Source organism: Leisingera thetidis, assembly GCF_025857195.1.
GTDB classification, from domain to species: domain Bacteria; phylum Pseudomonadota; class Alphaproteobacteria; order Rhodobacterales; family Rhodobacteraceae; genus Leisingera; species Leisingera thetidis.
Map to the genome: position 1 here is coordinate 164416 of NZ_CP109787.1, position 19984 is coordinate 184399.

The window sequence follows — 19984 nt, forward strand, 5'->3', positions numbered from 1 at the left end:
CGCCCACACTAGAAATCACCACATTCCATCGTAAGGAGAGACATCATGGAAGGCGATATCGCACAACTCGGTCAGTTCGTCGGCGCAGGCCTGGCAGCAATCGGTTCCGGCGCAGCCGCAATCGGTGTGGGCCACGTGGCTGGCAACTTCCTGGCAGGCGCTCTGCGCAACCCGTCGGCAGCCGCCGGCCAGACCGCAACCCTGTTCATCGGCATCGCGTTTGCAGAAGCACTGGGCATCTTCTCGTTCCTGGTCGCTCTGCTGCTGATGTTCGCCGTCTAAGACCTTAGGAACCTATTTCCTTACGGCCGGGCGGTGCGGACCGCACTGCCCGGTGTAACGGCAAGTTCCCAAGGAGGACGACATGGCATCAAATACGCAAGACGCAGCACACGGCGCCGCAGACGCAGCGCACGGGTCTGCTCCGGGCATGCCGCAACTGGACTTCTCGACCTTCGGGAACCAGATCTTCTGGCTCGTGGTCGCCCTGGTCGTGATCTACCTCATTCTGTCGCGTGTCGCGCTGCCCCGCATCGGTGCGGTGCTGGCCGAGCGCCAGGGGACCATCACCAACGACCTCGCCGCGGCTGAAGACCTGAAAGCCAAGGCTGTCGAGGCCGAAAACGCATACAACAAAGCTCTGGCGGATGCCCGTGCCGAAGCTCAGCGCATCGCTGCTGAGACCCGCGCGGAAATTCAGGCCGGGCTGGACGAGGCAATCGCCAAAGCGGACGAACAGATCTCCGCCAAGGCTGCCGAGTCGGAAAAGGCGATCGCCGAAATCAAGGCCGGCGCGCTGGAGAGCGTGAAGGCAGTTGCCACTGATACCGCAGAGGCGCTGGTGACAGCACTGGGCGGTTCGGCAGATAAAAACGCAGTTGCCGCGGCAGTTGCCGAACGGACGAAAGGATAAGGACATGCGCAATATTCTCGCTCTTGCCCTGACCTTTGCTGCGGCTTCGCCCGCCTTTGCGGCCGGCGGCGGCATGGATCTGTCCAACACCAATCTGGTGGTAGCGCTGGCATTCGTGCTGTTCATCGGCATTCTGCTTTATGCCAAGGTTCCGTCGCTGATCGCTGGGCAGCTGGACAAGCGTGCGGAGGGAATCCAGAAGGAACTGGAAGAAGCCCGTGCGCTGCGCGAAGAGGCCCAGACCGTTCTGGCGTCCTATGAGCGCAAGCAGCAGGAAGTTCAGGCTCAGGCCGATCAGATCGTTGCTGCCGCCCGTGACGACGCTGCCCGTGCAGCTGAAGCTGCGAAAGCGGATCTGCAAACTTCCATCGCCCGCCGTCTGGCGGCTGCCCAGGAGCAGATCGCCTCGGCAGAAGCTTCGGCTGTGAAGGAAGTGCGCGACCGGGCGATCTCCATCGCTGTTGCCGCTGCGGACCAGGTGATCTCCAAGCAGATGACCGCCGCCGAGGCCAACAAGCTGATCGACGCCGCCATCGCGGATGTGGACGCCAAGCTGCACTAAGCTTGAGCGAACACGGATGAAACTAAAAACCCGGCCATAAGCGGCCGGGTTTTTTTGCTTCGGAGCAGGGAGCACTGAGCCTATAATACGGATCTTCCGTGTTGCGGCGAATGGCTTTTGCCGCCCGTGCAACCCGCGCTATCCGTCTCGTCTTGGTTCGTTCGGGTCGCTGGAGAATAGTGCGATCTTGTTGCCTTGAGGGTCGCGAAGGTAGCCAACATAGAATTGAGGTCCATAAGCGGCACGAAAGCCCGGTTGGCCCTCGTCGGAACCGCCTGCGAGAAGCGCGGCGGCGTGGAGATCACGAACCTGCTTTTGATTGCGCGCCTCGAATGCGACCATGGAGCCGTTGCCAGCCAAGGCCGGACGTCCATCGAAGGTTGGTTTAACGTAATAGTCAGGCAGAACGGGAGATTGCCCCGGTTGTACGGGCAGTGCGTAACTGAGGCCCTCAGGCCCTTCCTCCAGTTCGTAACCAAGGGCTGGCAGGAATGCGGAATAAAACCGTTTCGCCCGCGTGATGTCATCCGCACCGACTGTGACGTAGGCAATCATGCTTCGCGTTTCCTTCCGGAAGATTGGCCATTCAAACGAGATTGCTGCACTTTTGTGGGCCAGCACAGAATTCGGATCAATAAACGGCCCCTTGTCGATCCCCGACGCCGGCATTGATGCAATTGCAACGATTGCTTACATTGTCCCGCACTTCATCCCTTCCCGGTCTCATGCTCCAGCCGCTGCCGGGCGACCTCGGCATTGCGTTCGGCGCGCTGGTGGTCGGTGAGGGCTTGCTTCACATAATCCAGATGCGCCTCGACCGCCGTGCGGGCGGCCTGCGGGTCGCGGGCCTGCAGGGCGGCGTTGATGGCGCGGTGTTGCTCCAGAAGCGCTTCATAGGTGGTGTGCTGCTGGAACATGATCCGGCGGTTGTAGAAAACGCCCTCGCGCAGCAGATCGAACATCGACCGCATCATGTGCAGCATGATCACGTTGTGGCTGGCGTCCATGATGGCGGAGTGGAACTGGGCGTCGAGCTTGGCCGCCGCTTCGGACACGGCCGGATTGCCCGCCGCTTCCATCTTGTCAAAGATCGCTTGGATCACCTGCAGGTCATAGTCGGAGCCGAAGCGGGCGGCGCGTTCGGCGGCCAGCCCCTCCATGTCGCGGCGGAAGGAGAGGTAGTCGAACACCGCCTCGTCATGGGTGGCGAACAACTGGATCAGGGCGGGGGAGAAGGCGGAACCCAGGACATCGGCCACAAACACGCCGGAGCCGGCCTTGGAGGCCAGCAGGCCACGCGCCTGCAATTCACCGATGGCATCGCGCAACGACGGGCGGGAGACGCCCAATCGGTCTGCCAGTTCGCGTTCGGCGGGCAGGCGCTCGCCGGGCGAAAGAACACCGCGCAGGATCAGCTGCTCGATCTGCTTGACGACGGAGGCGGAGAGTTTCTCGGGCTGGACTTTCTGGAACGGCATCTCGTGCTCTTGTGAATTGGTCAAAACATATGACCACGCAGGCCCGTCGGCTGCAAGGGCAGGCGGGGATCACGATGGCTGTAACAGTAGGTCAGTATTATTGACATTAATTTGCGCTCTCCTACCGTGACCCTAGATCATACGCCAGGAGAGCCAGCATGCAGTTTGACCAGATCTTTGCCAGCCGGAACACGCGGATGAAGGCATCGGAAATCCGTGAGCTGCTCAAATTGCTGGACCAGCCGGACATCATTTCCTTTGCCGGCGGCATTCCGGATCCGGCATTGTTTCCGGCGGATGAATTTGCGGAAGCCTTCAAACATGCGCTGGCACCGGAGCGCCAGGCGATGGCGCTGCAGTATTCGGTGAGCGAAGGCTATCTGCCGCTACGCGAATGGATTGCGGGCGAAATGGCAAAGATCGGTGTCGCCTGCAGCGCGGACAACGTGCTGATCACCTCCGGTTCCCAGCAGGCGCTGGATTACCTGGGCAAGCTGTTCCTGTCGCCTGGCGATACCGCGCTGGTCGGCTGGCCCACCTACCTGGGGGCGCTGGCGGCCTTCAACGCTTATGAGCCGCGCTATGACCGGTTGTCGCTGAACGGAAACCGCACCGCGGAAAGCTATGCCGAAGGCGCAGCAGAGGCGGGGAGTGCGGTGAAATTCGCCTATCTGTCACCGGACTTTGCCAATCCGACCGGCGATACGCTGGGCCGCGCCGGGCGGCTGCGGCTGCTGAACATCGCGGACACGCTGGACTGTGCCATCATCGAGGACGCGGCCTATCAGTCGCTGCGCTATGATGGGGAACCGGTGCCGCCGGTGCTGGCGCTGGAGATTGAACAGAAGGGCTCGATCGAGGACTGCCGGACGATTTACTGCGGCACCTTCAGCAAGACTCTGGCGCCGGGCGTGCGGATCGGTTGGGCAGTGGCGGCCAAGCCGGTGATTGCGCAGATGGTGCTGCTGAAACAGGCGGCGGATCTGCATACCTCGTCGATCAACCAGATAGCTGTCCATGGCGTTGCAGAGGCCTGTTTCGGCGAACATGTTGAGAAGTTGCGTGCGGTTTATCAGCGCCGCCGCGATGTGATGCTAGCGGCAATGGCGGAACTTATGCCGGAGGGCGTGGAGTGGACCCGGCCTGAAGGCGGGATGTTCATCTGGGTGACCCTGCTGGATGGCATGAGCGGCGCAGACTTGCTGGCGCGTTCGCTGGAGACGGAACGGGTGGCCTTTGTCCCCGGACAAGCGTTTTTTGCCGATGGCAGCGGTCAGAACACAATCCGCCTGAGCTTTTCCAATTCCAATCATGCCGCCATAAAGGAGGGGATTGCCCGGCTGGGACGGCTGCTGGGCTCCGCCTGAGGACGGATTTGGCGAAAGACCGCCGGTACGCACGGGTTATCCACAAGATATGGTGGGCGTTGAGGCGAATTCGCCCCGATTTGGGGTGCGGAGCGTTGACTCACGCGATAGGAACCGCTGAACTTTCTCGATACGGAATCACGAAGGGGCAGCTTTGCGGTTTTCCAAGCTCAGGCTGAACGGCTTCAAAAGCTTTGTCGATCCCACCGAACTGGTCATAGCCGACGGGCTGACAGGGGTTGTGGGGCCAAACGGCTGCGGCAAATCCAATCTGTTGGAGGCTTTGCGCTGGGTGATGGGCGAGACCCGCGCCAAGGCGATGCGCGGCGGCGGCATGGAGGATGTGATCTTTGCCGGCACCTCGTCGCGGCCTGCCCGCAACTTTGCCGAAGTCAGCCTGCAGATCGACAACTCTGAACGGCTCGCGCCCTCCGGGTTCAACGACAGCGACATTCTGGAGATCGTGCGCCGGATCACCCGCGATGTCGGCAGCGCCTATAAGTCCAACGGCAAGGATGTGCGGGCCCGCGATGTGCAGATGCTGTTTGCCGATGCCTCCACCGGCGCGCATTCGCCGGCCTTGGTGCGGCAGGGGCAGATCGCCGAGCTGATCAACGCCAAGCCCAAGGCGCGGCGGCGGATCCTGGAAGAGGCGGCGGGGATCTCCGGCCTCTATCAGCGGCGCCACGAGGCGGAGCTGAAGCTGAAGAACACCGAAGCCAACCTGCTGCGCGTCGATGATGTGATCGAACAGCTGGCCGGGCAGCTGGCGCAGCTGGCCAAGCAGGCGCGGCAGGCGCAGCGCTACCGCGAGATCGGCGAGAAGCTGCGGCTGTCGGAGGGCATGCTGCTGTACCGCCGCTGGCGCGAGGCGGACGAGGCGCGGCTGGCGGCGGAGGACGAGATGCGGGTGCGGGTCGAGCAGGCCTCCAAGGCCGAGGCGCTGGTGCGTGCGGCGGCGGCGCAGCGCGGAACCCATGAGGAAAAACTGCCGCCCCTGCGTGAGGAGGAAGCGATTGCCGCTGCCATCCTGCAGCGGCTGGCGGTGCAGCGCGACTCGCTGGGTGATCAGGAGGCGCAGGCGCGCCAGGCCATTGAACGGCTCAGCAGCCGGATTGTGCAGCTGGGCAACGATATCGAGCGCGAGTCCGGACTGAACAACGACGCCGGTGAAACCATCGAACGGCTGGAGTGGGAACAGCGCGAGCTGTCCAAGGCCGGCGGCGGGCATGATGCCAAGCTGGCCGAGGCGGCGGAGCTGGCGCGGGATGCGGGCTCGATCCTGCAGGCGCGCGAGGATCATCTGGCGCAGGTGACCGAGGATGTGGCCCGTCTGGCTGCCCGCCACCAGTCGGCGCGCCGTGCGGTCGAGGACTGCCAGAGGGCGCTTGGCCGGTCTGAGGGCGAGGCGGGAAAAGCCCGGGCGGCCCAGGACGAAGCACAGGAAGCGCTGGAGCTGGCAGCGGAGAAGTTTGAAGCGGCTGTGACCGCTGAAGAAGAGGCCCGAGAGGCTTCGGAAATGGCGGAAGAAGCGCTGGCGGCTGCTGATGACGCACGCACCGAGACGCAAAGCCGCGAAGCCGAGGCGCGTTCGCAGCGGTCTGAAGCCGAGGGCGGGCTGGGCGCGCTGCGTGCCGAAGTGACGGCGCTGGCCAAGCTGGTCGAGCGCGACACCGCCGAGGGCGGCCAGATCCTGGACGAGCTGACCGTGGCGCCGGGGTATGAGAAGGCGCTGGGGGCTGCGCTGGCCGATGACCTGCGCGCGCCGCTGGCGGAGACGGACGGGCCAACCGGCTGGGTGGCATTGCCAGGTTATGACCGCGACGCAACGCTGCCGGAGGGCGTGCAGCCGCTGGCATTGTTTGTCTCCGGCCCCGATGCCCTGTCGCGCCGGGTGGCGCAGATTGGGCTGGTGGATGGCGATGCCGCGGCGGCCTTGCAGCCGCAGCTCCAGCCGGGCCAGCGGCTGGTGACGGTTGAGGGCGATCTGTGGCGCTGGGACGGCTACCGCGCCTGGGCCGAGGATGCGCCAAGCGCTGCTGCGCTGCGGCTGGAGCAGCTGAACAAGCTGGAAGCGCTGAAGCAGGAAATGGAACACGTCAGCGCCAGGGCGGATGGCGCCCGGTCCGCGCACGAAATGCTGCTGCGCAAGCTGGAAGAAGTGACGCTGGCAGACCAGAACGCCCGCCAGGCCCGGCGGGTGGCGGATCAGCGGGTGGCCGACGCGGCCCGCGCGCTGAGCCGTGCCGAGGCAGACCGGAATCTGGCCGAGGCCAAGCTGGAAACTCTCGGGATTGCGGTCTCCCGCCATGAGGAAGACGCCCTGAGCGCCCGTTTGCAGCTGAAAGAGGCGGAGAAAGGGTTGGGGGAGCTGGGCGATCTGGACCAGGCCCGCAGCGCTGTTGAGGACATCAAGCAGTCGGTCGAGGCGGCGCGGATCACCATGCTGACCCACCGCTCCAGCCACGACGAACTGCGCCGCGAGGGCGAGGCGCGCACCAGGCGCGCGCAGGAGGTGACCAAGGAGCTGTCGGGCTGGCGCCACCGGCTGGACAGCGCCAAGCAGCGGATCGAGGAGCTGGCGGAACGCCGCGAAGCCTCGCAGGAGGAGCTGGAAGAGGCCAATGCGGTTCCCGCCGAGATTGCCGAGAAGCGGGAAGAGCTGAACGAGGCGATTTCCGAAGCCGAGGCGCGCAAATCAGCGGCCACAGAGGCGCTGATAGCAGCCGAGGCCGCGCTGCGCGAGGCGGTCCACAAGGAGCGCGAGTGCGAGCGGCTGGCCTCCGAGGCGCGCGAGGCGCGGGCGCGCTCCGAGGCGCGCAGCGATGCGGCCAAGGACGCTGTCACCCAGGCCGCGGGCCGGATCATCGAGGCGCAGCAGATTACTCCGCAGGCGCTGCTGGAAAAGCTGGGCGTGTCGCCGGACGAGATGCCGGCCTCGGACGATCTCGAACACGAGGTGGACCGCTGCAAGCGCCAGCGGGATGCATTGGGGGCGGTGAATCTGCGGGCCGAGGAAGATGCCCGCGGGGTGCAGAACGAGCATGACACGCTGGTGGCGGAGAAGCTGGACCTGGAAGGCGCGGTGAAGACCCTGCGCGACGGGATCGCCAGTTTGAACCGCGAAGGCCGCGAGCGGCTGCTGACCGCGTTCGAGCAGGTGAACAACAGCTTTGCCATGCTGTTCACCCATCTGTTCGGCGGCGGCGAGGCCAATCTGGTGATGGTCGAAAGCGACGATCCGCTGGACGCGGGGCTGGAGATCATGTGCCAGCCGCCGGGCAAGAAACTGTCAACGCTGTCGCTGCTGTCCGGCGGCGAGCAGACGCTGACCGCGATGGCGCTGATCTTTGCGGTGTTCCTGTCCAACCCGGCGCCGATCTGTGTGCTGGACGAGGTCGACGCGCCGCTTGATGATGCCAACGTCACCCGCTTCTGCGATCTGCTGGACGAGATGTGCCGCCAGACCGACACCCGCTTCCTGATCATCACCCACCACGCGGTGACGATGGCGCGGATGGACCGGTTGTTCGGTGTCACCATGCAGGAAAAGGGTGTGAGCCAGCTGGTATCTGTTGACCTCAAGAAGGCAGAGGCGATGGTGGCCTGAGGCACGCGGTGCTGCGGGGGCTGGTGCTGCTGTCTGGAGAAAATCAATTTGGTGGAGTGACAAATGAATATGCTCAAAGCAATTGCTGCATCCGCGGTGCTGGTGATGCCGGTTGCCGCGGCAGCCCAGAATGTGGTGGCCAAAACAGGCGACAGCGTCGCCGGTTTCTTCAAGGATGAAGGCGCCAAGGTCGAGGTGACCACTGACAGCGTGGGCGATCCGAACCTCAAGGTCGAATATTACGGCAATGACTTCTCGGTCTATTATTACGGCTGCGACGGCAACATCAACTGCGACGCCATCCAGTTCTATTCGGGCTATCAGACCGACGGCGGCGTGCGCCTTGCCAAGATCAACGAGTGGAACCGGGAAAACCGTTTTGCCCGCGGCTATGTCTCCGAAGAAGGCTCGGCGCGGATCGAGATGGATGTGTTCCTTGGCAGCGAAGGCATGAGCCCGGACGATTTCGCTCAGACGGTGGGCATTTGGACACGGCGCATGGCTGAATTCGAAGAGTTCATCGACTGGTGACTCTGGCTGTCACCGGATCGTGACGGCAGGCCGGAAAATCAACCGCTATTGTAGGGGCATGAAATGGATCATGCCCCTTTTCCTATGCCTGATGGCTGGCAGTGCCTTGGCCGGAGAGTGGGGGCTGCGGCCTGGTGACACGCCGTTTGCCCGGCATGAGCTGGAGGCGCTGCCGGGCCGGTCCTTCCGCTTTTTTGACGGCGGCGAGTCGCTTTACGGCCGCGATGGGGCATACGCCTATACCTATTCGATGGACAACGGCGGCGGCACCGCCTGGGGCACCTACAGGATCGCCGGGGACGGCAGCATCTGCGTGGATTTCGCCAACGGGTTTGCCCGCTGCGACCTGTACGTCCGCAACGGCAGCCGGGTGATTCTGATCACCGAAAAGGGCGAGCGGTTCCCGGTGCGTTAAAGCTTCTTCAGAAGGGCCGGTGTGGGCCAGGCGTCTGCGGGCAGGCCGAGGCGGGCCTGCTCTTTCTGCACGGCAAGCCGGGTGCGCGCTCCGAGGATGCCGTCGATGTCGCCGACGTTATGGCCGCGGGCCTGCAGTTTTTGCTGCAGCTGCCTCATTTGCTGGCCGCTGAGCCCGCCTTCGGGCTGGCCGGCGTCATAAACCTCCGCGCCTTGCAGCCGGTTGGCGAAATAGGCAGCTGTCAGCACATAGGTGAAGCTCTGGTTCCACTCGAAATAGATGTCAAAGTTGGGATAGGCGAGGAAGGCGGGCCCCTTGTGGCCCTGCGGCAGCAGCAGCGAGGCACGCATCGATGGCGCAGGCAGCCCGCCGTTGCGTGCGGTGACGCCCAGATTGCGCCACTGGGCGACACTCTTCTTGCGGGCGGTGCCGCTCAGCGACAGGTCCAGATCTTCGGGGATGGTGACTTCCTGCAGCCATGGCTGGCCCGGCTGCCAGCCCATGTGCGACAGCATCCGGGCGCCTGACATCAGCGCATCCGGGGCGGAGGTTTTCAGGTTGACCTTGCCGTCGCCATCCGCGTCGACACCGTGTTTCAGAATGTCGCCGGGCAGCATTTGCACCATTCCGATCTCGCCCGCCCAGGCGCCGGTGGTGCGCTTGGGGTCGAAATTGCCCTTCTGGAACATTTCCAGGGCCGAAAACACCTGTGGCCGGAACAGTTCCGGGCGGCGGCAGTCATGGGCCAGCGTGACCAGTGCATCGCGGGTGTTGAAATCGCCCTGATAGCCGCCGTAATCGGTCTCGAACGCCCAGAAAGCCAGCAGCACACCGCGGTCGATGCCATAGGTGCTTTCGATCCGCTGGAAGGTGGCATCATGTTTCTGCGCCATCTGACGGCCGCGCTTGAGACGGTTCTGCGAGATCAGGCGGCGGGAGAAATCGACGAAGGGTTTCTGGAACACGCCCTGGCCGCGGTCGGCCTTGAGCACGCGGGGATCCTGGCGGATGCCCGAGAAAAAGGCGCTGACCGTGGCAGTGTCATAACCGGCCTGCACCGCCTCATCCTTCATCAGATTGACGAAATTCTGAAAGCTGCCGCCGCATTGGGCTGCTGCCGCCGCAGGCAGCAGTCCGGCTGCGAGGACAAAGGGCAATAGGCGCATGGCTATGGCGCTCCTTGGTTTGACCGCTCCCACGGGATCTTATGTGCTAGAAAACCGCCGCAATGGCAATGGTCAGGGCCAGGGCAACTGCCCATGTCTGCCACAGCAGGCCAACAGAACGGTTGATGGTCTCGGCATTGGCGCTCTTGGTGCCGGCGGCATGGACCCAGGGGAAGTCGCGCATTTGCCCGTCATAGGAGCGCGGGCCGGCAAGCGAGGCATCCAGCGCCCGCGCCATGGCGGCCTCGGGCCAGCCGGCATTCGGGGAGCGGTGCCTGCGGGCGTCCGAAGCGATGGCGCCCCACTGGCGCAGCTGGCCGCCGGCCAGCGCGATCAGCAGGCCGGTCAGCCGCGCCGGGATCAGGTTCAGGAGGTCATCCAGCCGGGCAGCGGCCCAGCCGAAGTCCTGATAGCGGTCGTTGCGGTAGCCGATCATGCTGTCGGCGGTGTTGACCATCTTGTAGATGATCAGCCCGGGCAGCCCGGCAATCAGGAACCAGAAGGCAGGTGCGATGACCCCGTCCGACAGGTTCTCCGCCCCGCTTTCGATGGCGGAGCGGGCGGCCTGCGGAGCAGTCATGCCGGCGGTATCGCGGCTGACGATCATCGCAACGGCATCGCGGCCTTCCTCCAGGCTGCTGCGCAGGCCGGCGGCGACGGCGGCGACATGTTCGGTCAGCGACCGCTGGGCGATCAGAATGGCGGCTACCAGAATTTCGACCAGCGCGCCGGGCAGCGACAGCAGCTTGCCCGCAATGTATCCGCACAGGACAAGCGCCAGTGCCGCCAGAACGCCCTTGCCGCGGCGGTTGCTGCCGTTGTTGAGCTTGCGGTCCAGGGCACCAACCGCCTTGCCCATCAGCACCGCCGGATGCGTGAGACGGGACCACAGCCATTCCGGCTCGCCAAAGACAGCATCCAGCAAGAGGGCAATCGCCAGCATCGCAGCGGTGGTCATAGCGCGGCCTCCAGCCGGTCCCAGCCATCGGCGGGCGGCAGGCCCAGGCGCAGAAAGGTTCGGGAATAGGGGAAGATGCGGCTCCAGATATGGGCGCGGGCCAGCTGGCGCTGCCAGGCGGCGGCATCCTCCACATCGTAAAGCCGGAACAGGTCGGTGCCGCCTGCGAGGCTGGCACCCCTGGCCAGCACCAGCTCATCCAGCCGGGCGGCATCCTGTTTGAGGCGGGTGCGGGCGGCTTCGGCCCACTGGCGGTCCTGCAGCGCCTGCGCACCGGTGCGCAGGGCGGGGCCGGAGACGGCCCAGGGCCCCTGCCAGCTGGACAGCTTGGCAATCAGCTGCGGATCGCCAATGGCGAAACCCAGCCGCAGGCCGGCCAGTCCCCAGAATTTTCCGAAACTCTTCAAGACGATGACGCCAGGCCGGCCCGCCATGCGGATCAGGCTTTCCTCCGGGCAGACATCGCAGAAGCTTTCGTCGATGATGGTAAGCGGCGCGGTGAGCTGGTCTTCGCTCCACAGGCGGCCGTCGGGGTTGTTGGGGTGCACCGCAACGCGGGCTTCGGCCGGGCCGTCAACGCGGATCTTCCATCCGCGGGCCTCGAATGCGGCGGCGTGCTCGTTATATGTGGGCTTGGTGATCTGTACCCAGCGCGGTGCGGCGAGGGCCGGCAGGGCGGCAATCAGGGCCGAGGCGCCCGGGGCGGCCAGCAGGGCCGCCTCTCCGGGGATGTTCCAGAATGCGCGCGCCGCCTGTTCAAGCCCGGCCAGGGCATCGGCATCCGGAAGCGCCCCCCAATCGCCGGCGGTGAACTGCGGCAGCGGGTAGGGATGCGGGTTGATGCCGGTGGACAAGTCCATCCAGCCGCCGCGCGCACCGCCGAATTCGGCCATGGCAGCGCTCAGGTTGCCGCCGTGATCCCGGGGCAGGGGTGCATTATCAAGCGGGAGTTCAAGCATCGCGGTAGCCACCGGTGGATAATTCTCTCCGAACTGGTCGGATGCCATATGAGACAAGGCGGTTAATAAAGCAACCGGGGCCGTGCGTGAACTCCTTATTTGATACGGGATCGGCTGATCTGACGCTGATCGGCGTCAGGCGGTGCGGGGTCAGCCGCGCCGGTGCGGCTCCAGCCAATCGATATCCGGATTGACCGGGATAATCCGGTGCGGGTTGATGGTGTCGTGGCTGTAATAATAGTGGCGCACGATGTGCTGCATGCCCACTGTCTCTACCACGCCGGGCCACTGGTACAGCTCGCGGGTATAGGCCCAGAGGTTCGGGTAATCCACCAGCCGCTTGCGGTTGCATTTGAAATGCAGGTGATAGACCGGGTCAAAGCGCAGGAGGGTGGTGAACAGCCGCCAGTCGGCCTCGGTCACCTTGTCGCCCAGCAGGTAGCGGTGCTGCGACAGCAGGTCCTCAAGCCAGTCCAGGCTCTCGAAAAGCGGCTCTACCGCGGCGTCATAGGCCTCTTGCGAAGTGGCAAAGCCGCATTTGTAGACGCCGTTGTTGATGGTGCTGTAGACGCGGGCGTTCACCGCCTCGATCGGTTCGCGCAGCTCTTCGGGCCAGTAGTCATCCGTGTTGCCGGTGATCCCGTCGAAGGCCGAATTGAACATCCGGATGATTTCGGAGCTTTCGTTGGAGACAATGGTGTCCTGGGCCTTGTCCCACAGCACCGGCACCGTCACCCGGCCGGTGTAACCCGTATCCGCGCGGGTGTAGATCTGGTGCAAATGGGAGCTGCCGAACAGCGGATCGCCGGTGGCGCCGTGCCCGTCGGTTTCAAAAGTCCAGCCTTCGCCGAGCATGTCGGGGTGCACGACAGAGACGGAGATATGCTCTTCCAGCCCCTTCAGCTTGCGGACAATCAGGGTGCGGTGCGCCCAGGGGCAGGCCAGCGACACAAAAAGGTGGTAGCGCCCGCTTTCCGCGGCAAAACCGCTCTGGCCCGAGGGGCCTGCGCTGCCATCGGCGGTGATCCAGTTGCGGAACTGCGATTCGCTGCGTTTGAAGGCGCCGCCGGTGGCGCCGGTGTCATACCACTGGTCGTGCCATTTACCGTCGATCAAAAGACCCATCGCGTCTGCTCCTGCTGCTTTGCAGAACCAACATAGGCGGGCACGGGCGTCGCGCCTATGCAACGCTGCGCGCAAGCCCTCTGCGCCACTGCACAACAGCAACAATGTTGCGCGTCCGTCAAATTTCCGAAAATGTTCACTTGATTTTATCTGTTTGCGACGCACCGTTGATTAAGTGGACCCGAGGAAACCCAAGGATTTGGAAGGCCGGAACGATGAACACCTATGTGCCCAAAGCCGTGCAGGAAGCACTGGACACCGCCCGCCTTCAGGGAATGCGGAGGAAAAGCCGGTTGCGGGTGATGGCGGGCGAGGAGCTGATCCCGGTCCTGCGGATATGGAAGACCGGCTTCTCGGTTGAGGCGGAAACCGCGCCGATGCTGCGCGGCCTGGTCGATCTGTATGACGGCACCCGCCACCTGTCGCAATGCCTGATCGTCGCCAGCGAGGAAGAGGGCGGCGAGATGCGGTATGAGTTCAAGCGCTCAACCCCCGCTGCAGACAAGGCGCCGCTGGATTTCTATAAATCGCCGGACGCGCCTGCCGGGCTGATCCCTTTTGACCAGTCCCAGGGCAAGATCTGAGGCCCCAGTTCAGGGGCGGATTTCCACCTCGGTTCCGATCTGTGTCAGGCGCCAGAGCGTTTCCATCTGTTCATTGCTGACGGCGATGCAGCCGGCGGTCCAATCGCCCGGCAGGGTGATCAGATTGCCCACTGAATTCGGCTGCCCGTGAATGAAGATATCTCCGCCGGGGCTGACCCCTGCGGCCTGGGCGCGGGCGCGGTCCCCGGGCTGCGGGTAGTTGATCCCCAGCGACAGGTGGTAGGCGCTGTTGGGGTTGCGCCTGTCGATCTGGAAAGTGCCTTCGGGCGTTTTGCCGTCCCCTTCCTGGAACTTGTCGCCCGCCGGTTCAAAACCAAGCGCGACAGGAAATTCCAGCACCGTTTCGCCGCCGCGGCTGGCGGTCAGGCGGCGGGCGGACTTCTCGATCAGGATACGGTCGATCCGGTCCGCCGCCGCGGACTGCGGCGGCGGACCGGGGCGCGGGGCAAGGGCCTGCCACGCGGCCCAGGCAGCGCCGGTCAGGACAACCAGCGCCAGCAGGCGCAGCAGGCGTTTCATTTATTGCAGGTCCGAGAACGCCTTGGTCAGGCGGCGGCAGGCTTCCTCGACGCGGGCGCGCTGGGTGGCCAGGTTGAACCGTTCCATGAACTCGCCGCCGGTGCCGAAACCGTCCCCGGGCGAGGTGGCGATCCTGGCGTCCTCGCGCAGGCGCTTGAGGAATTCCCCGCGGCTCATGCCGGTGCCGGAGAAATCGACCCAAGCCAGGTAGGTAGACTGCAGCGGCAGGGATTTCAGCCCCGGCAGCGCATTCACCGCCTCATCGAACAGCTTCCGGTTGCCTTCCAGATGGGCGATCTGGGCATCCACCCATTCGGCGCCTGCCGGGGAATAGGCTGCGGTGATCATGCTGACGCCGAGTCCGCTGGGCGCGTAGTCCAGCGTATCCAGCTTGTGCCGCATCGCGGACCGCAGGTCCGGATCGGGGATGATCATGTTGCCGGTGCGCTGGCCGGCAATGTTGAAGGTCTTGGAGGGGGCCGTCAGGGTCACGGCCCATGGACGCGCCTCGGGCGCGGCAACGTCCATCGGCACAAAGGTGCTGCCCGGGTAGACCAGATCGTGGTGGACCTCATCAGAGACCAGGAGCAGGTTGTTGCGCTTGGCAAACGCCGCAACCGCGCGCAGTTCCTCCGGGGTCCAGACCCGGCCTGAGGGGTTTTGTGGCGAACACCACAGCAGCAGCTTCTCGGTGCCGTCCAGGCGCGATTGCGCGTCGTCTAGATCCAGATTGTAGGTGTCTCCCGCACGCGCCAGCGGGCATTCGGTGACCCTGCGCCCGGCCTTGTTCACCTTGTGGGCAAACTCGTGGTAGACGGGCGAGAAGATCACCACGCCGTCACCCGGCTGGCTCCAGACATCAATGCAAAGGGCAATGGCGTTGCCAAGGCCTTGGGACGTCAGGATCCAATCCGTCTCGATGTCCCAGCTGTGGCGGTTTTTCATCCACCATTGCCCCGCCTGCAGATACTCCGGGTGCTGCCAGGAATAGCCGAACACGCCATGCTCGGCGGCCTGTTTGACCGCGTCGATCACACAGGGCGCGGTCGGGTAGTCGGAATCCGCGGTCCACATCGCCAAACCGTCCTGCGCGGAGACGCCGTACAGCGTCTCCATCTTGTCCCATTTCGAACTGTGGGTGCCGCGGCGGTCGATGATCGTGTCAAAATCCATGTGGTGAACTCCCGTATCTTTGTTTGCGAAGCTAATCGCTGCAGCGGCGTGCGCAAGGGGGGCGTTGCGATGGCGCTGCTGATCGCATACATGGACCCCATGAAACGACCGATCCTGATCCATCCCGACCCCCGCCTGAAGAAGGTCTGCGTGCCTGTGCCGGACCTGAGCGACGAGCTGCGCACGCTGGCGGATGACATGCTGGAGACCATGTATGCCGCACCCGGCATCGGCCTGGCGGCACCGCAGATAGGCATACTGCGGCGGCTGATCGTGCTGGATTGCGTCAAGGAAGAAGACGGCGATGCGCGTCCGCTGGTGATGTTCAATCCACAGATCCTGTCGTCCTCGGAGGAGACCAACGTCTATGAGGAAGGCTGCCTGTCGATCCCGGACCAATATGCCGAAGTGACCCGCCCCAGGGTGGTGGAGGTGGCGTGGATGGACCGCGACGGCAATGCGCAGCGCGAGACGTTTGACGGGCTTTGGGCCACTTGCGTGCAGCATGAGATCGATCATCTGGACGGCAAGCTGTTCATCGATTACCTGAAGCCGCTGAAGCGCCAGATGATCACCCGCAAGATGCAGAAGCTGAAGCGCGAACGCGCCCGCGCCTGAGGGGACCCGAGCCATGACCGTCCGCACCTGCCTGCCCTGGCCTGACAAGCGCCTGCGCTCCAGGGCTGAAGAGGTGGCAGAGATCACCGATGAGATCCGCGAAATCTGGAAAGACATGGTCGACACGATGGAGGCAATGCCGGGCGTCGGGCTGGCTGCCAGCCAGATCGGCGTGATGCTGCGGCTGGCGGTGGTGGACGGCTCGACTGAGCGCGGCCGCGCCGTGAAGCTCGCCAACCCGGAGATCCTGCATGCCTCGGTCGAATTGCGCGAGCATGACGAGGCCAGCCCCAACCTGCCCGGCGTTTCGGCCAGGATCAAACGCCCGCGCGCTGTCACTGTGCGCTTCATCAACGAGCAGGGCATGGTTGACCGCAAGGATTTTGTCGGGATCGAGGCGACCTCGGTGCAGCATCAGATCGACCATCTGAACGGCCGGATGTATTTCGACCACCTGAGCAAGGTGAAGCGCGACATGCTGATCCGCAAGGCAAAGAAGCTGACCGGCTGACGGCAGGGAATGGCGGGCAGATTGCCCGCCCTACGGAGGCATTGATGCGCATCATCTTCATGGGAACGCCCGACTTTTCGGTGCCGGTGCTGGATGCGCTGGCGGAGGCCGGGCACGAGATTGCCGCCGTCTACTGCCAGCCGCCCCGGCCTGCGGGCCGCGGCAAGAAGGACCGTCCCACCCCCGTCCACACCCGCGCCGCGGCCTTGGGGCTGGAGGTGCGCCACCCGGTCTCGCTGAAAAGCGCGGAAGAGCAGGAGGCCTTTGCGGCCTTGCAGGCGGATGTGGCGGTTGTTGTCGCCTACGGGCTGATCCTGCCGCAGGCGGTTCTGGATGCGCCAAAACACGGCTGCCTGAACATCCACGCGAGCCTGTTGCCGCGCTGGCGCGGCGCGGCGCCGATCCACCGGGCGGTCATGGCGGGCGACGCGCAGACCGGCATCTGCATCATGCAGATGGAAGCCGGGCTCGACACCGGCCCGGTACTGCTGCGCGAGGCCACTGCCATCGGCGCCGAGGAGACCACCGCCCGGCTGCATGACCGGCTGTCGCAAATGGGCGCGGGGCTGATTGTGGAGGCCCTGAGCCGCCTGCCGGAACTGGCACCGGAGGTTCAGCCCCGCGAAGGGGTCACCTACGCCGAAAAGATCGGCAAGGGCGAGGCGCAGATCGACTGGAGCCTGCCGGCGGCGGAAGTCGACCGCAAGATCCGCGGGCTGTCGCCCTTCCCCGGCGCCTGGTGCGAAATCGGCGGCCAGCGGGTCAAGCTGCTGGCTTCGCGCCTGGCGGAGGGGCAGGGCGCACCGGGCGAAGTGCTGGATGACAGCCTGACGGTTGCCTGCGGCGGCGGCGCGGTCCAGTTGTTGCGCTTGCAACGGGCGGGCAAAAGCGCGCAGGATCCGGATGTATTCCTGCGCGGCTTCCCGGTTCCCAAGGGCAGCCGCCTGTAACCGGAGGCATCGGATGATCCTGACCCTGATGGGCACCGTGGTGATTGCGGGCATGGTTGGCTATGCTTCCGAGCGCAGCGGATTTACCAGCAACGGCTATGTGCCTTCGATCATCATTTGCACCGGCGGGGCCTTCCTGTTCTATTTCGTGCGGCTGATGTTCGGCATCGGCTTCAGTGCGGCGGGTTGGAATGCCATTGCCTCCTCCATCGGGGCGCTGGTGATCGTGCCGACACATTGGCGCAGATAGGGAGACCGGCATGCCCATCATTGCTCTGATCATTATCGGCGCCGCGGCAGGGTTCCTTGCAACCCGGCTGATGCGGCTGGAGACCGATATCATCACCACAGTCTGTATCGGAATCGCCGGGGCGATCATTGGCGGGCTGGTGCTGCGTGCTTTGCTGGCGGTGATGGGGTTCATGGCCGGGTTCGTCGGCGCGGTTCTGGGCGCCTTGGTGCTGATCTGGTGTTGGCAGCGGTATCTCGGCAAGTGACCCTGTCTGCGGCCTGCAAGTCACAGCCTGAAGGAGAAGATGCGATTTTTGCTGCACCGTGGCGCTGAAAGGTTAAGGTGGGTTAACTGCCGCAAAAAGCGGCGGAAACCGAGGCAGAGAGCATTTGCAGATGACACAGGACAGCGGCCGGAGCGGCGCGCCGAAGGTGGTGGTTGTGACCACCATGAAGGACGAAGGCGCCTATATTCTCGACTGGATCAGCCATTACAAGTCGATCGGGGTCAGCGACTTTGTCATCTTCACCAATGATTGTTCAGATCCCACGGACCACATTCTGCGCTGCCTGCACCGGAAGGGTGTGATCGAGCACCGCTTCAGCCGGGTGATGCGGCGCGGGCCGCACAAAAGTGCGCTGATGTGGGCGGAATACGAGCCCAAGGTGAGCGAGGCCGACTGGGTTCTGGTGATCGACGTCGACGAATACCTGCAGATCAACGGCGGCGACGGCACCTTGCCGGGACTGCTGGCAGAGCGGCAGGATGCCGATGCGGTGTCCTTTGTCTGGCGCATATTCGGCAATGCAGGGATCGGTGCCGTGGACCATCCTCCGGTGCCGCAGGCCTTTGCTCTGGCGGAGCCCGCAGCAGGCCAGCCGGGAGAGCATCGTTTCTTCAAAACCGCGTTCCGCAACAATGGAAAATTCAACCGCATGGGGGTCCACCGCCCGTTCCTGGCGGTGAAGCCCGATGAGGTGAACTGGCAGCTTGCCGACGGCACACGCCTGCCGGAGGACGAGTTGGAAGGCGCTCTGTATGTGCGCGGCAGCTACGGATATTCCGCGGCGCAGCTCAACCATTATGCGCTGCGGTCGCGTGACGGGTTCCTGAACAAGAAAGCCCGCGGCCGGGCGAACCATTTCACTTCTGCGCTTGAGCCGGGCTACTGGCACAAGTTCGACCGGAACGAGGAGGAAGACCGGCGGCTGGCGGATAACTTCTCAACCGCATTGCAGATCAAGGAGGATCTGCTGCGGGATGCCAGCCTGCGCGAATTCCATGAAATGGCGCAGGTCTGGCACCGGCGGAAGGGCCGCAAGGCAAGGATCAGCGAAGAGGGCCAAGCCTTTCTCGGGCAGCTCGAAAGCAGCCGCAAAACCGCGTGATTACGGTTGTTTAGTGCCGCTGCCAATGGCAGCGGCGTGTGTCAGCCCATGCTGCCGGCGACCGCGCAGCCTTGAACGGTAACCCGGTGCATGAAGCGGCGGAAGCCATGGTAGTCATTGATGGCCTTGTGCCAAGTGGCCCTGTTGTCCCACATCGTTACATCGCCTTGCTGCCAGCGGACCCGGCAGTGCAGTTCAGGCTGCTGGCAATGCGCATAGAGCATGTGCAGCAACGCATCCGATTCCGCCTCTGACAGCTCCCTGATCCGGGTTGTGAAGACCGGGTTCACAAACAGGCATTTCCGGCCGGAGAGCGGATGGCGGATCACCACCGGATGGCAGACGGTCTGGGTTGCGGCGTCTGCGTTGCCCAGGCGGCCGGACCGGACTGCTTCGCTGTCCGCGGCCGCAGCTCCAAAGACGTGGCTGGAGCTGTGCCAGGCTGAAAGAGTTTCCAGGAACGCCTGCATCGGCGGCGACAACGTGTCATAGGCCTGCGCGGTCGAGGCAAAAACGGTGTCGCCTCCATAGGGGGGCATCTCGACGGCCCGCAAAATGGACCCCATTGCCGGTTCCTGATCATAGGAGTGATCGGTGTGCCAGCCTTCGCCGACAGCCTCCTTTTGATCTGCTTCCTTCAGCACTGTTGCGATTTCCGGATATCCGTCCACGGATTTGAAGAACCGGTTGACGTCAATGGGGCCGAACCGGCGGGCAAACGCCAAATGGTCTTCCGGTGTCACATGATCCTGGCCTCGGATGACAATCACAGAATAGCGGGCAAAGGCCTCTTGCAGCGCCGGGAACTGGCCGGGGTCGCAGATATCGGCCCCAGTGAGTTCCGCGCCTAGCCCGCCGGTCAAGGGAAGTACTTGCATGGTTGAGCTCCAATTGTTTTCCAGCC

At 64.1% G+C, this 19984-nt stretch carries 23 protein-coding genes; 14 read left to right on the plus strand and 9 right to left on the minus strand.

Annotated elements, in window-relative coordinates:
* The first annotated feature begins 45 nt into the window (after positions 1-45).
* From OKQ63_RS00780 to OKQ63_RS00790, 3 genes are all read left to right on the plus strand, one after another.
* On the plus strand, positions 46-282 hold the full coding sequence (locus OKQ63_RS00780; protein ID WP_008553903.1) for a F0F1 ATP synthase subunit C: 237 nt from the start codon (positions 46-48) through the stop codon (positions 280-282).
* A gap of 82 nt (positions 283-364) precedes the next feature.
* The gene (locus OKQ63_RS00785; protein ID WP_264212095.1) at positions 365-913 is read left to right on the plus strand and encodes a F0F1 ATP synthase subunit B'; all 549 of its coding nucleotides are present in this window, start codon (positions 365-367) and stop codon (positions 911-913) included.
* 4 nt (positions 914-917) lie between these two features.
* On the plus strand, positions 918-1475 hold the full coding sequence (locus OKQ63_RS00790) for a F0F1 ATP synthase subunit B (RefSeq protein ID WP_264212096.1): 558 nt from the start codon (positions 918-920) through the stop codon (positions 1473-1475).
* Positions 1476-1613: 138 nt separating this feature from the next.
* Here OKQ63_RS00790 and OKQ63_RS00795 read toward each other — a convergent pair whose 3' ends face one another.
* Positions 1614-2030, minus strand: a complete 417-nt coding sequence (locus tag OKQ63_RS00795) for a VOC family protein (RefSeq protein ID WP_264212097.1) — start codon at positions 2028-2030, stop codon at positions 1614-1616.
* A 152-nt stretch (positions 2031-2182) separates the two neighbouring features.
* Entirely contained in the window at positions 2183-2953 is a 771-nt protein-coding gene (locus OKQ63_RS00800; RefSeq protein ID WP_264212098.1) for a FadR/GntR family transcriptional regulator, read from the minus strand.
* A 158-nt stretch (positions 2954-3111) separates the two neighbouring features.
* On the opposite strand from OKQ63_RS00800, the gene OKQ63_RS00805 reads away from it, so the two are divergent.
* The 4 genes from OKQ63_RS00805 to OKQ63_RS00820 all read left to right on the plus strand — a co-directional run bounded on the left by OKQ63_RS00805 (position 3112) and on the right by OKQ63_RS00820 (position 8876).
* Positions 3112-4320 carry an aminotransferase-like domain-containing protein gene (locus tag OKQ63_RS00805; RefSeq protein WP_264212099.1) on the plus strand — a complete coding sequence of 403 codons (1209 nt, stop codon included), beginning with the start codon at positions 3112-3114 and terminating at the stop codon, positions 4318-4320.
* Positions 4321-4474: 154 nt separating this feature from the next.
* Positions 4475-7930 (plus strand): chromosome segregation SMC family protein, encoded by a 3456-nt coding sequence (locus OKQ63_RS00810; protein WP_264212100.1) that lies wholly within the window; start codon positions 4475-4477, stop codon positions 7928-7930.
* Between the two features lie 63 nt (positions 7931-7993).
* Entirely contained in the window at positions 7994-8461 is a 468-nt protein-coding gene (locus tag OKQ63_RS00815) for a YbjN domain-containing protein (RefSeq protein ID WP_264212101.1), read from the plus strand.
* A 70-nt stretch (positions 8462-8531) separates the two neighbouring features.
* Positions 8532-8876, plus strand: coding sequence for a hypothetical protein (locus OKQ63_RS00820; protein WP_434086028.1), 345 nt, complete (start codon positions 8532-8534; stop codon positions 8874-8876).
* Here the strand turns inward: OKQ63_RS00820 and OKQ63_RS00825 are convergent.
* From OKQ63_RS00825 to OKQ63_RS00840, 4 genes are all read right to left on the minus strand, one after another.
* Positions 8873-10042 (minus strand): lytic murein transglycosylase, encoded by a 1170-nt coding sequence (locus tag OKQ63_RS00825; RefSeq protein ID WP_264212103.1) that lies wholly within the window; start codon positions 10040-10042, stop codon positions 8873-8875. The two genes, OKQ63_RS00820 and OKQ63_RS00825, sit on opposite strands and share 4 nt — an antisense overlap.
* Before the next feature lie 46 nt (positions 10043-10088).
* On the minus strand, positions 10089-11000 hold the full coding sequence (gene cbiB, locus OKQ63_RS00830; protein ID WP_264212104.1) for an adenosylcobinamide-phosphate synthase CbiB: 912 nt from the start codon (positions 10998-11000) through the stop codon (positions 10089-10091).
* Positions 10997-11959 (minus strand): threonine-phosphate decarboxylase, encoded by a 963-nt coding sequence (locus tag OKQ63_RS00835; RefSeq protein WP_264212105.1) that lies wholly within the window; start codon positions 11957-11959, stop codon positions 10997-10999. Before OKQ63_RS00835 ends, cbiB begins: the two co-directional genes overlap by 4 nt.
* A 150-nt stretch (positions 11960-12109) precedes the next feature.
* A complete protein-coding gene (locus OKQ63_RS00840; RefSeq protein WP_264212106.1) occupies positions 12110-13084 on the minus strand; it encodes a glutathione S-transferase family protein in 975 nt (324 codons plus the stop codon).
* A gap of 215 nt (positions 13085-13299) precedes the next feature.
* On the opposite strand from OKQ63_RS00840, the gene OKQ63_RS00845 reads away from it, so the two are divergent.
* Complete coding sequence (locus OKQ63_RS00845) at positions 13300-13668, plus strand: hypothetical protein (RefSeq protein ID WP_264212107.1); 369 nt, start codon at positions 13300-13302, stop codon at positions 13666-13668.
* Positions 13669-13677: 9 nt separating this feature from the next.
* Here OKQ63_RS00845 and OKQ63_RS00850 read toward each other — a convergent pair whose 3' ends face one another.
* Positions 13678-14208 carry a L,D-transpeptidase family protein gene (locus tag OKQ63_RS00850; protein ID WP_264212108.1) on the minus strand — a complete coding sequence of 177 codons (531 nt, stop codon included), beginning with the start codon at positions 14206-14208 and terminating at the stop codon, positions 13678-13680.
* A complete protein-coding gene (locus OKQ63_RS00855; protein WP_264212109.1) occupies positions 14209-15381 on the minus strand; it encodes a MalY/PatB family protein in 1173 nt (390 codons plus the stop codon).
* Between the two features lie 99 nt (positions 15382-15480).
* On the opposite strand from OKQ63_RS00855, the gene def (OKQ63_RS00860) reads away from it, so the two are divergent.
* The 6 genes from def (OKQ63_RS00860) to OKQ63_RS00885 all read left to right on the plus strand — a co-directional run bounded on the left by def (OKQ63_RS00860) (position 15481) and on the right by OKQ63_RS00885 (position 19080).
* Positions 15481-15999 carry a peptide deformylase gene (def, locus tag OKQ63_RS00860; RefSeq protein WP_264213856.1) on the plus strand — a complete coding sequence of 173 codons (519 nt, stop codon included), beginning with the start codon at positions 15481-15483 and terminating at the stop codon, positions 15997-15999.
* A gap of 13 nt (positions 16000-16012) precedes the next feature.
* On the plus strand, positions 16013-16510 hold the full coding sequence (gene def / locus OKQ63_RS00865; protein ID WP_264212110.1) for a peptide deformylase: 498 nt from the start codon (positions 16013-16015) through the stop codon (positions 16508-16510).
* A gap of 44 nt (positions 16511-16554) precedes the next feature.
* Positions 16555-17460 carry a methionyl-tRNA formyltransferase gene (gene fmt, locus OKQ63_RS00870; protein WP_264212111.1) on the plus strand — a complete coding sequence of 302 codons (906 nt, stop codon included), beginning with the start codon at positions 16555-16557 and terminating at the stop codon, positions 17458-17460.
* Positions 17461-17473: 13 nt separating this feature from the next.
* Positions 17474-17710 carry a hypothetical protein gene (locus OKQ63_RS00875; protein WP_264212112.1) on the plus strand — a complete coding sequence of 79 codons (237 nt, stop codon included), beginning with the start codon at positions 17474-17476 and terminating at the stop codon, positions 17708-17710.
* A gap of 10 nt (positions 17711-17720) precedes the next feature.
* On the plus strand, positions 17721-17957 hold the full coding sequence (locus tag OKQ63_RS00880) for a GlsB/YeaQ/YmgE family stress response membrane protein (RefSeq protein WP_264212113.1): 237 nt from the start codon (positions 17721-17723) through the stop codon (positions 17955-17957).
* 130 nt (positions 17958-18087) lie between these two features.
* Entirely contained in the window at positions 18088-19080 is a 993-nt protein-coding gene (locus tag OKQ63_RS00885; RefSeq protein WP_264212114.1) for a glycosyltransferase family 2 protein, read from the plus strand.
* Positions 19081-19121: 41 nt separating this feature from the next.
* Here the strand turns inward: OKQ63_RS00885 and OKQ63_RS00890 are convergent, their stop codons facing one another.
* Complete coding sequence (locus tag OKQ63_RS00890) at positions 19122-19958, minus strand: TauD/TfdA dioxygenase family protein (RefSeq protein WP_264212115.1); 837 nt, start codon at positions 19956-19958, stop codon at positions 19122-19124.
* Between the last annotated feature and the right edge of the window lie 26 nt (positions 19959-19984).

Excerpts from the sequence above, each read along its gene's own strand:
- fmt (WP_264212111.1), top strand. The coding sequence starts at position 16,555 with ATGCGCATCATCTTCATGGGAACGCCCGACTTTTCGGTGCCGGTGCTG.
- OKQ63_RS00790 (WP_264212096.1), top strand. The coding sequence starts at position 918 with ATGCGCAATATTCTCGCTCTTGCCCTGACCTTTGCTGCGGCTTCGCCC.
- OKQ63_RS00805 (WP_264212099.1), top strand. The coding sequence starts at position 3,112 with ATGCAGTTTGACCAGATCTTTGCCAGCCGGAACACGCGGATGAAGGCA.
- OKQ63_RS00780 (WP_008553903.1), top strand. The coding sequence starts at position 46 with ATGGAAGGCGATATCGCACAACTCGGTCAGTTCGTCGGCGCAGGCCTG.
- OKQ63_RS00840 (WP_264212106.1), bottom strand. The coding sequence starts at position 13,084 with ATGGGTCTTTTGATCGACGGTAAATGGCACGACCAGTGGTATGACACC.
- OKQ63_RS00820 (WP_434086028.1), top strand. The coding sequence starts at position 8,532 with ATGCCCCTTTTCCTATGCCTGATGGCTGGCAGTGCCTTGGCCGGAGAG.
- OKQ63_RS00800 (WP_264212098.1), bottom strand. The coding sequence starts at position 2,953 with ATGCCGTTCCAGAAAGTCCAGCCCGAGAAACTCTCCGCCTCCGTCGTC.
- OKQ63_RS00795 (WP_264212097.1), bottom strand. The coding sequence starts at position 2,030 with ATGATTGCCTACGTCACAGTCGGTGCGGATGACATCACGCGGGCGAAA.
- OKQ63_RS00815 (WP_264212101.1), top strand. The coding sequence starts at position 7,994 with ATGAATATGCTCAAAGCAATTGCTGCATCCGCGGTGCTGGTGATGCCG.
- OKQ63_RS00785 (WP_264212095.1), top strand. The coding sequence starts at position 365 with ATGGCATCAAATACGCAAGACGCAGCACACGGCGCCGCAGACGCAGCG.
- OKQ63_RS00880 (WP_264212113.1), top strand. The coding sequence starts at position 17,721 with ATGCCCATCATTGCTCTGATCATTATCGGCGCCGCGGCAGGGTTCCTT.
- OKQ63_RS00885 (WP_264212114.1), top strand. The coding sequence starts at position 18,088 with ATGACACAGGACAGCGGCCGGAGCGGCGCGCCGAAGGTGGTGGTTGTG.
- def (WP_264212110.1), top strand. The coding sequence starts at position 16,013 with ATGACCGTCCGCACCTGCCTGCCCTGGCCTGACAAGCGCCTGCGCTCC.
- OKQ63_RS00835 (WP_264212105.1), bottom strand. The coding sequence starts at position 11,959 with ATGCTTGAACTCCCGCTTGATAATGCACCCCTGCCCCGGGATCACGGC.
- OKQ63_RS00825 (WP_264212103.1), bottom strand. The coding sequence starts at position 10,042 with ATGCGCCTATTGCCCTTTGTCCTCGCAGCCGGACTGCTGCCTGCGGCG.
- OKQ63_RS00845 (WP_264212107.1), top strand. The coding sequence starts at position 13,300 with ATGAACACCTATGTGCCCAAAGCCGTGCAGGAAGCACTGGACACCGCC.
- cbiB (WP_264212104.1), bottom strand. The coding sequence starts at position 11,000 with ATGACCACCGCTGCGATGCTGGCGATTGCCCTCTTGCTGGATGCTGTC.
- OKQ63_RS00890 (WP_264212115.1), bottom strand. The coding sequence starts at position 19,958 with ATGCAAGTACTTCCCTTGACCGGCGGGCTAGGCGCGGAACTCACTGGG.
- OKQ63_RS00850 (WP_264212108.1), bottom strand. The coding sequence starts at position 14,208 with ATGAAACGCCTGCTGCGCCTGCTGGCGCTGGTTGTCCTGACCGGCGCT.
- def (WP_264213856.1), top strand. The coding sequence starts at position 15,481 with ATGAAACGACCGATCCTGATCCATCCCGACCCCCGCCTGAAGAAGGTC.
- OKQ63_RS00875 (WP_264212112.1), top strand. The coding sequence starts at position 17,474 with ATGATCCTGACCCTGATGGGCACCGTGGTGATTGCGGGCATGGTTGGC.
- OKQ63_RS00855 (WP_264212109.1), bottom strand. The coding sequence starts at position 15,381 with ATGGATTTTGACACGATCATCGACCGCCGCGGCACCCACAGTTCGAAA.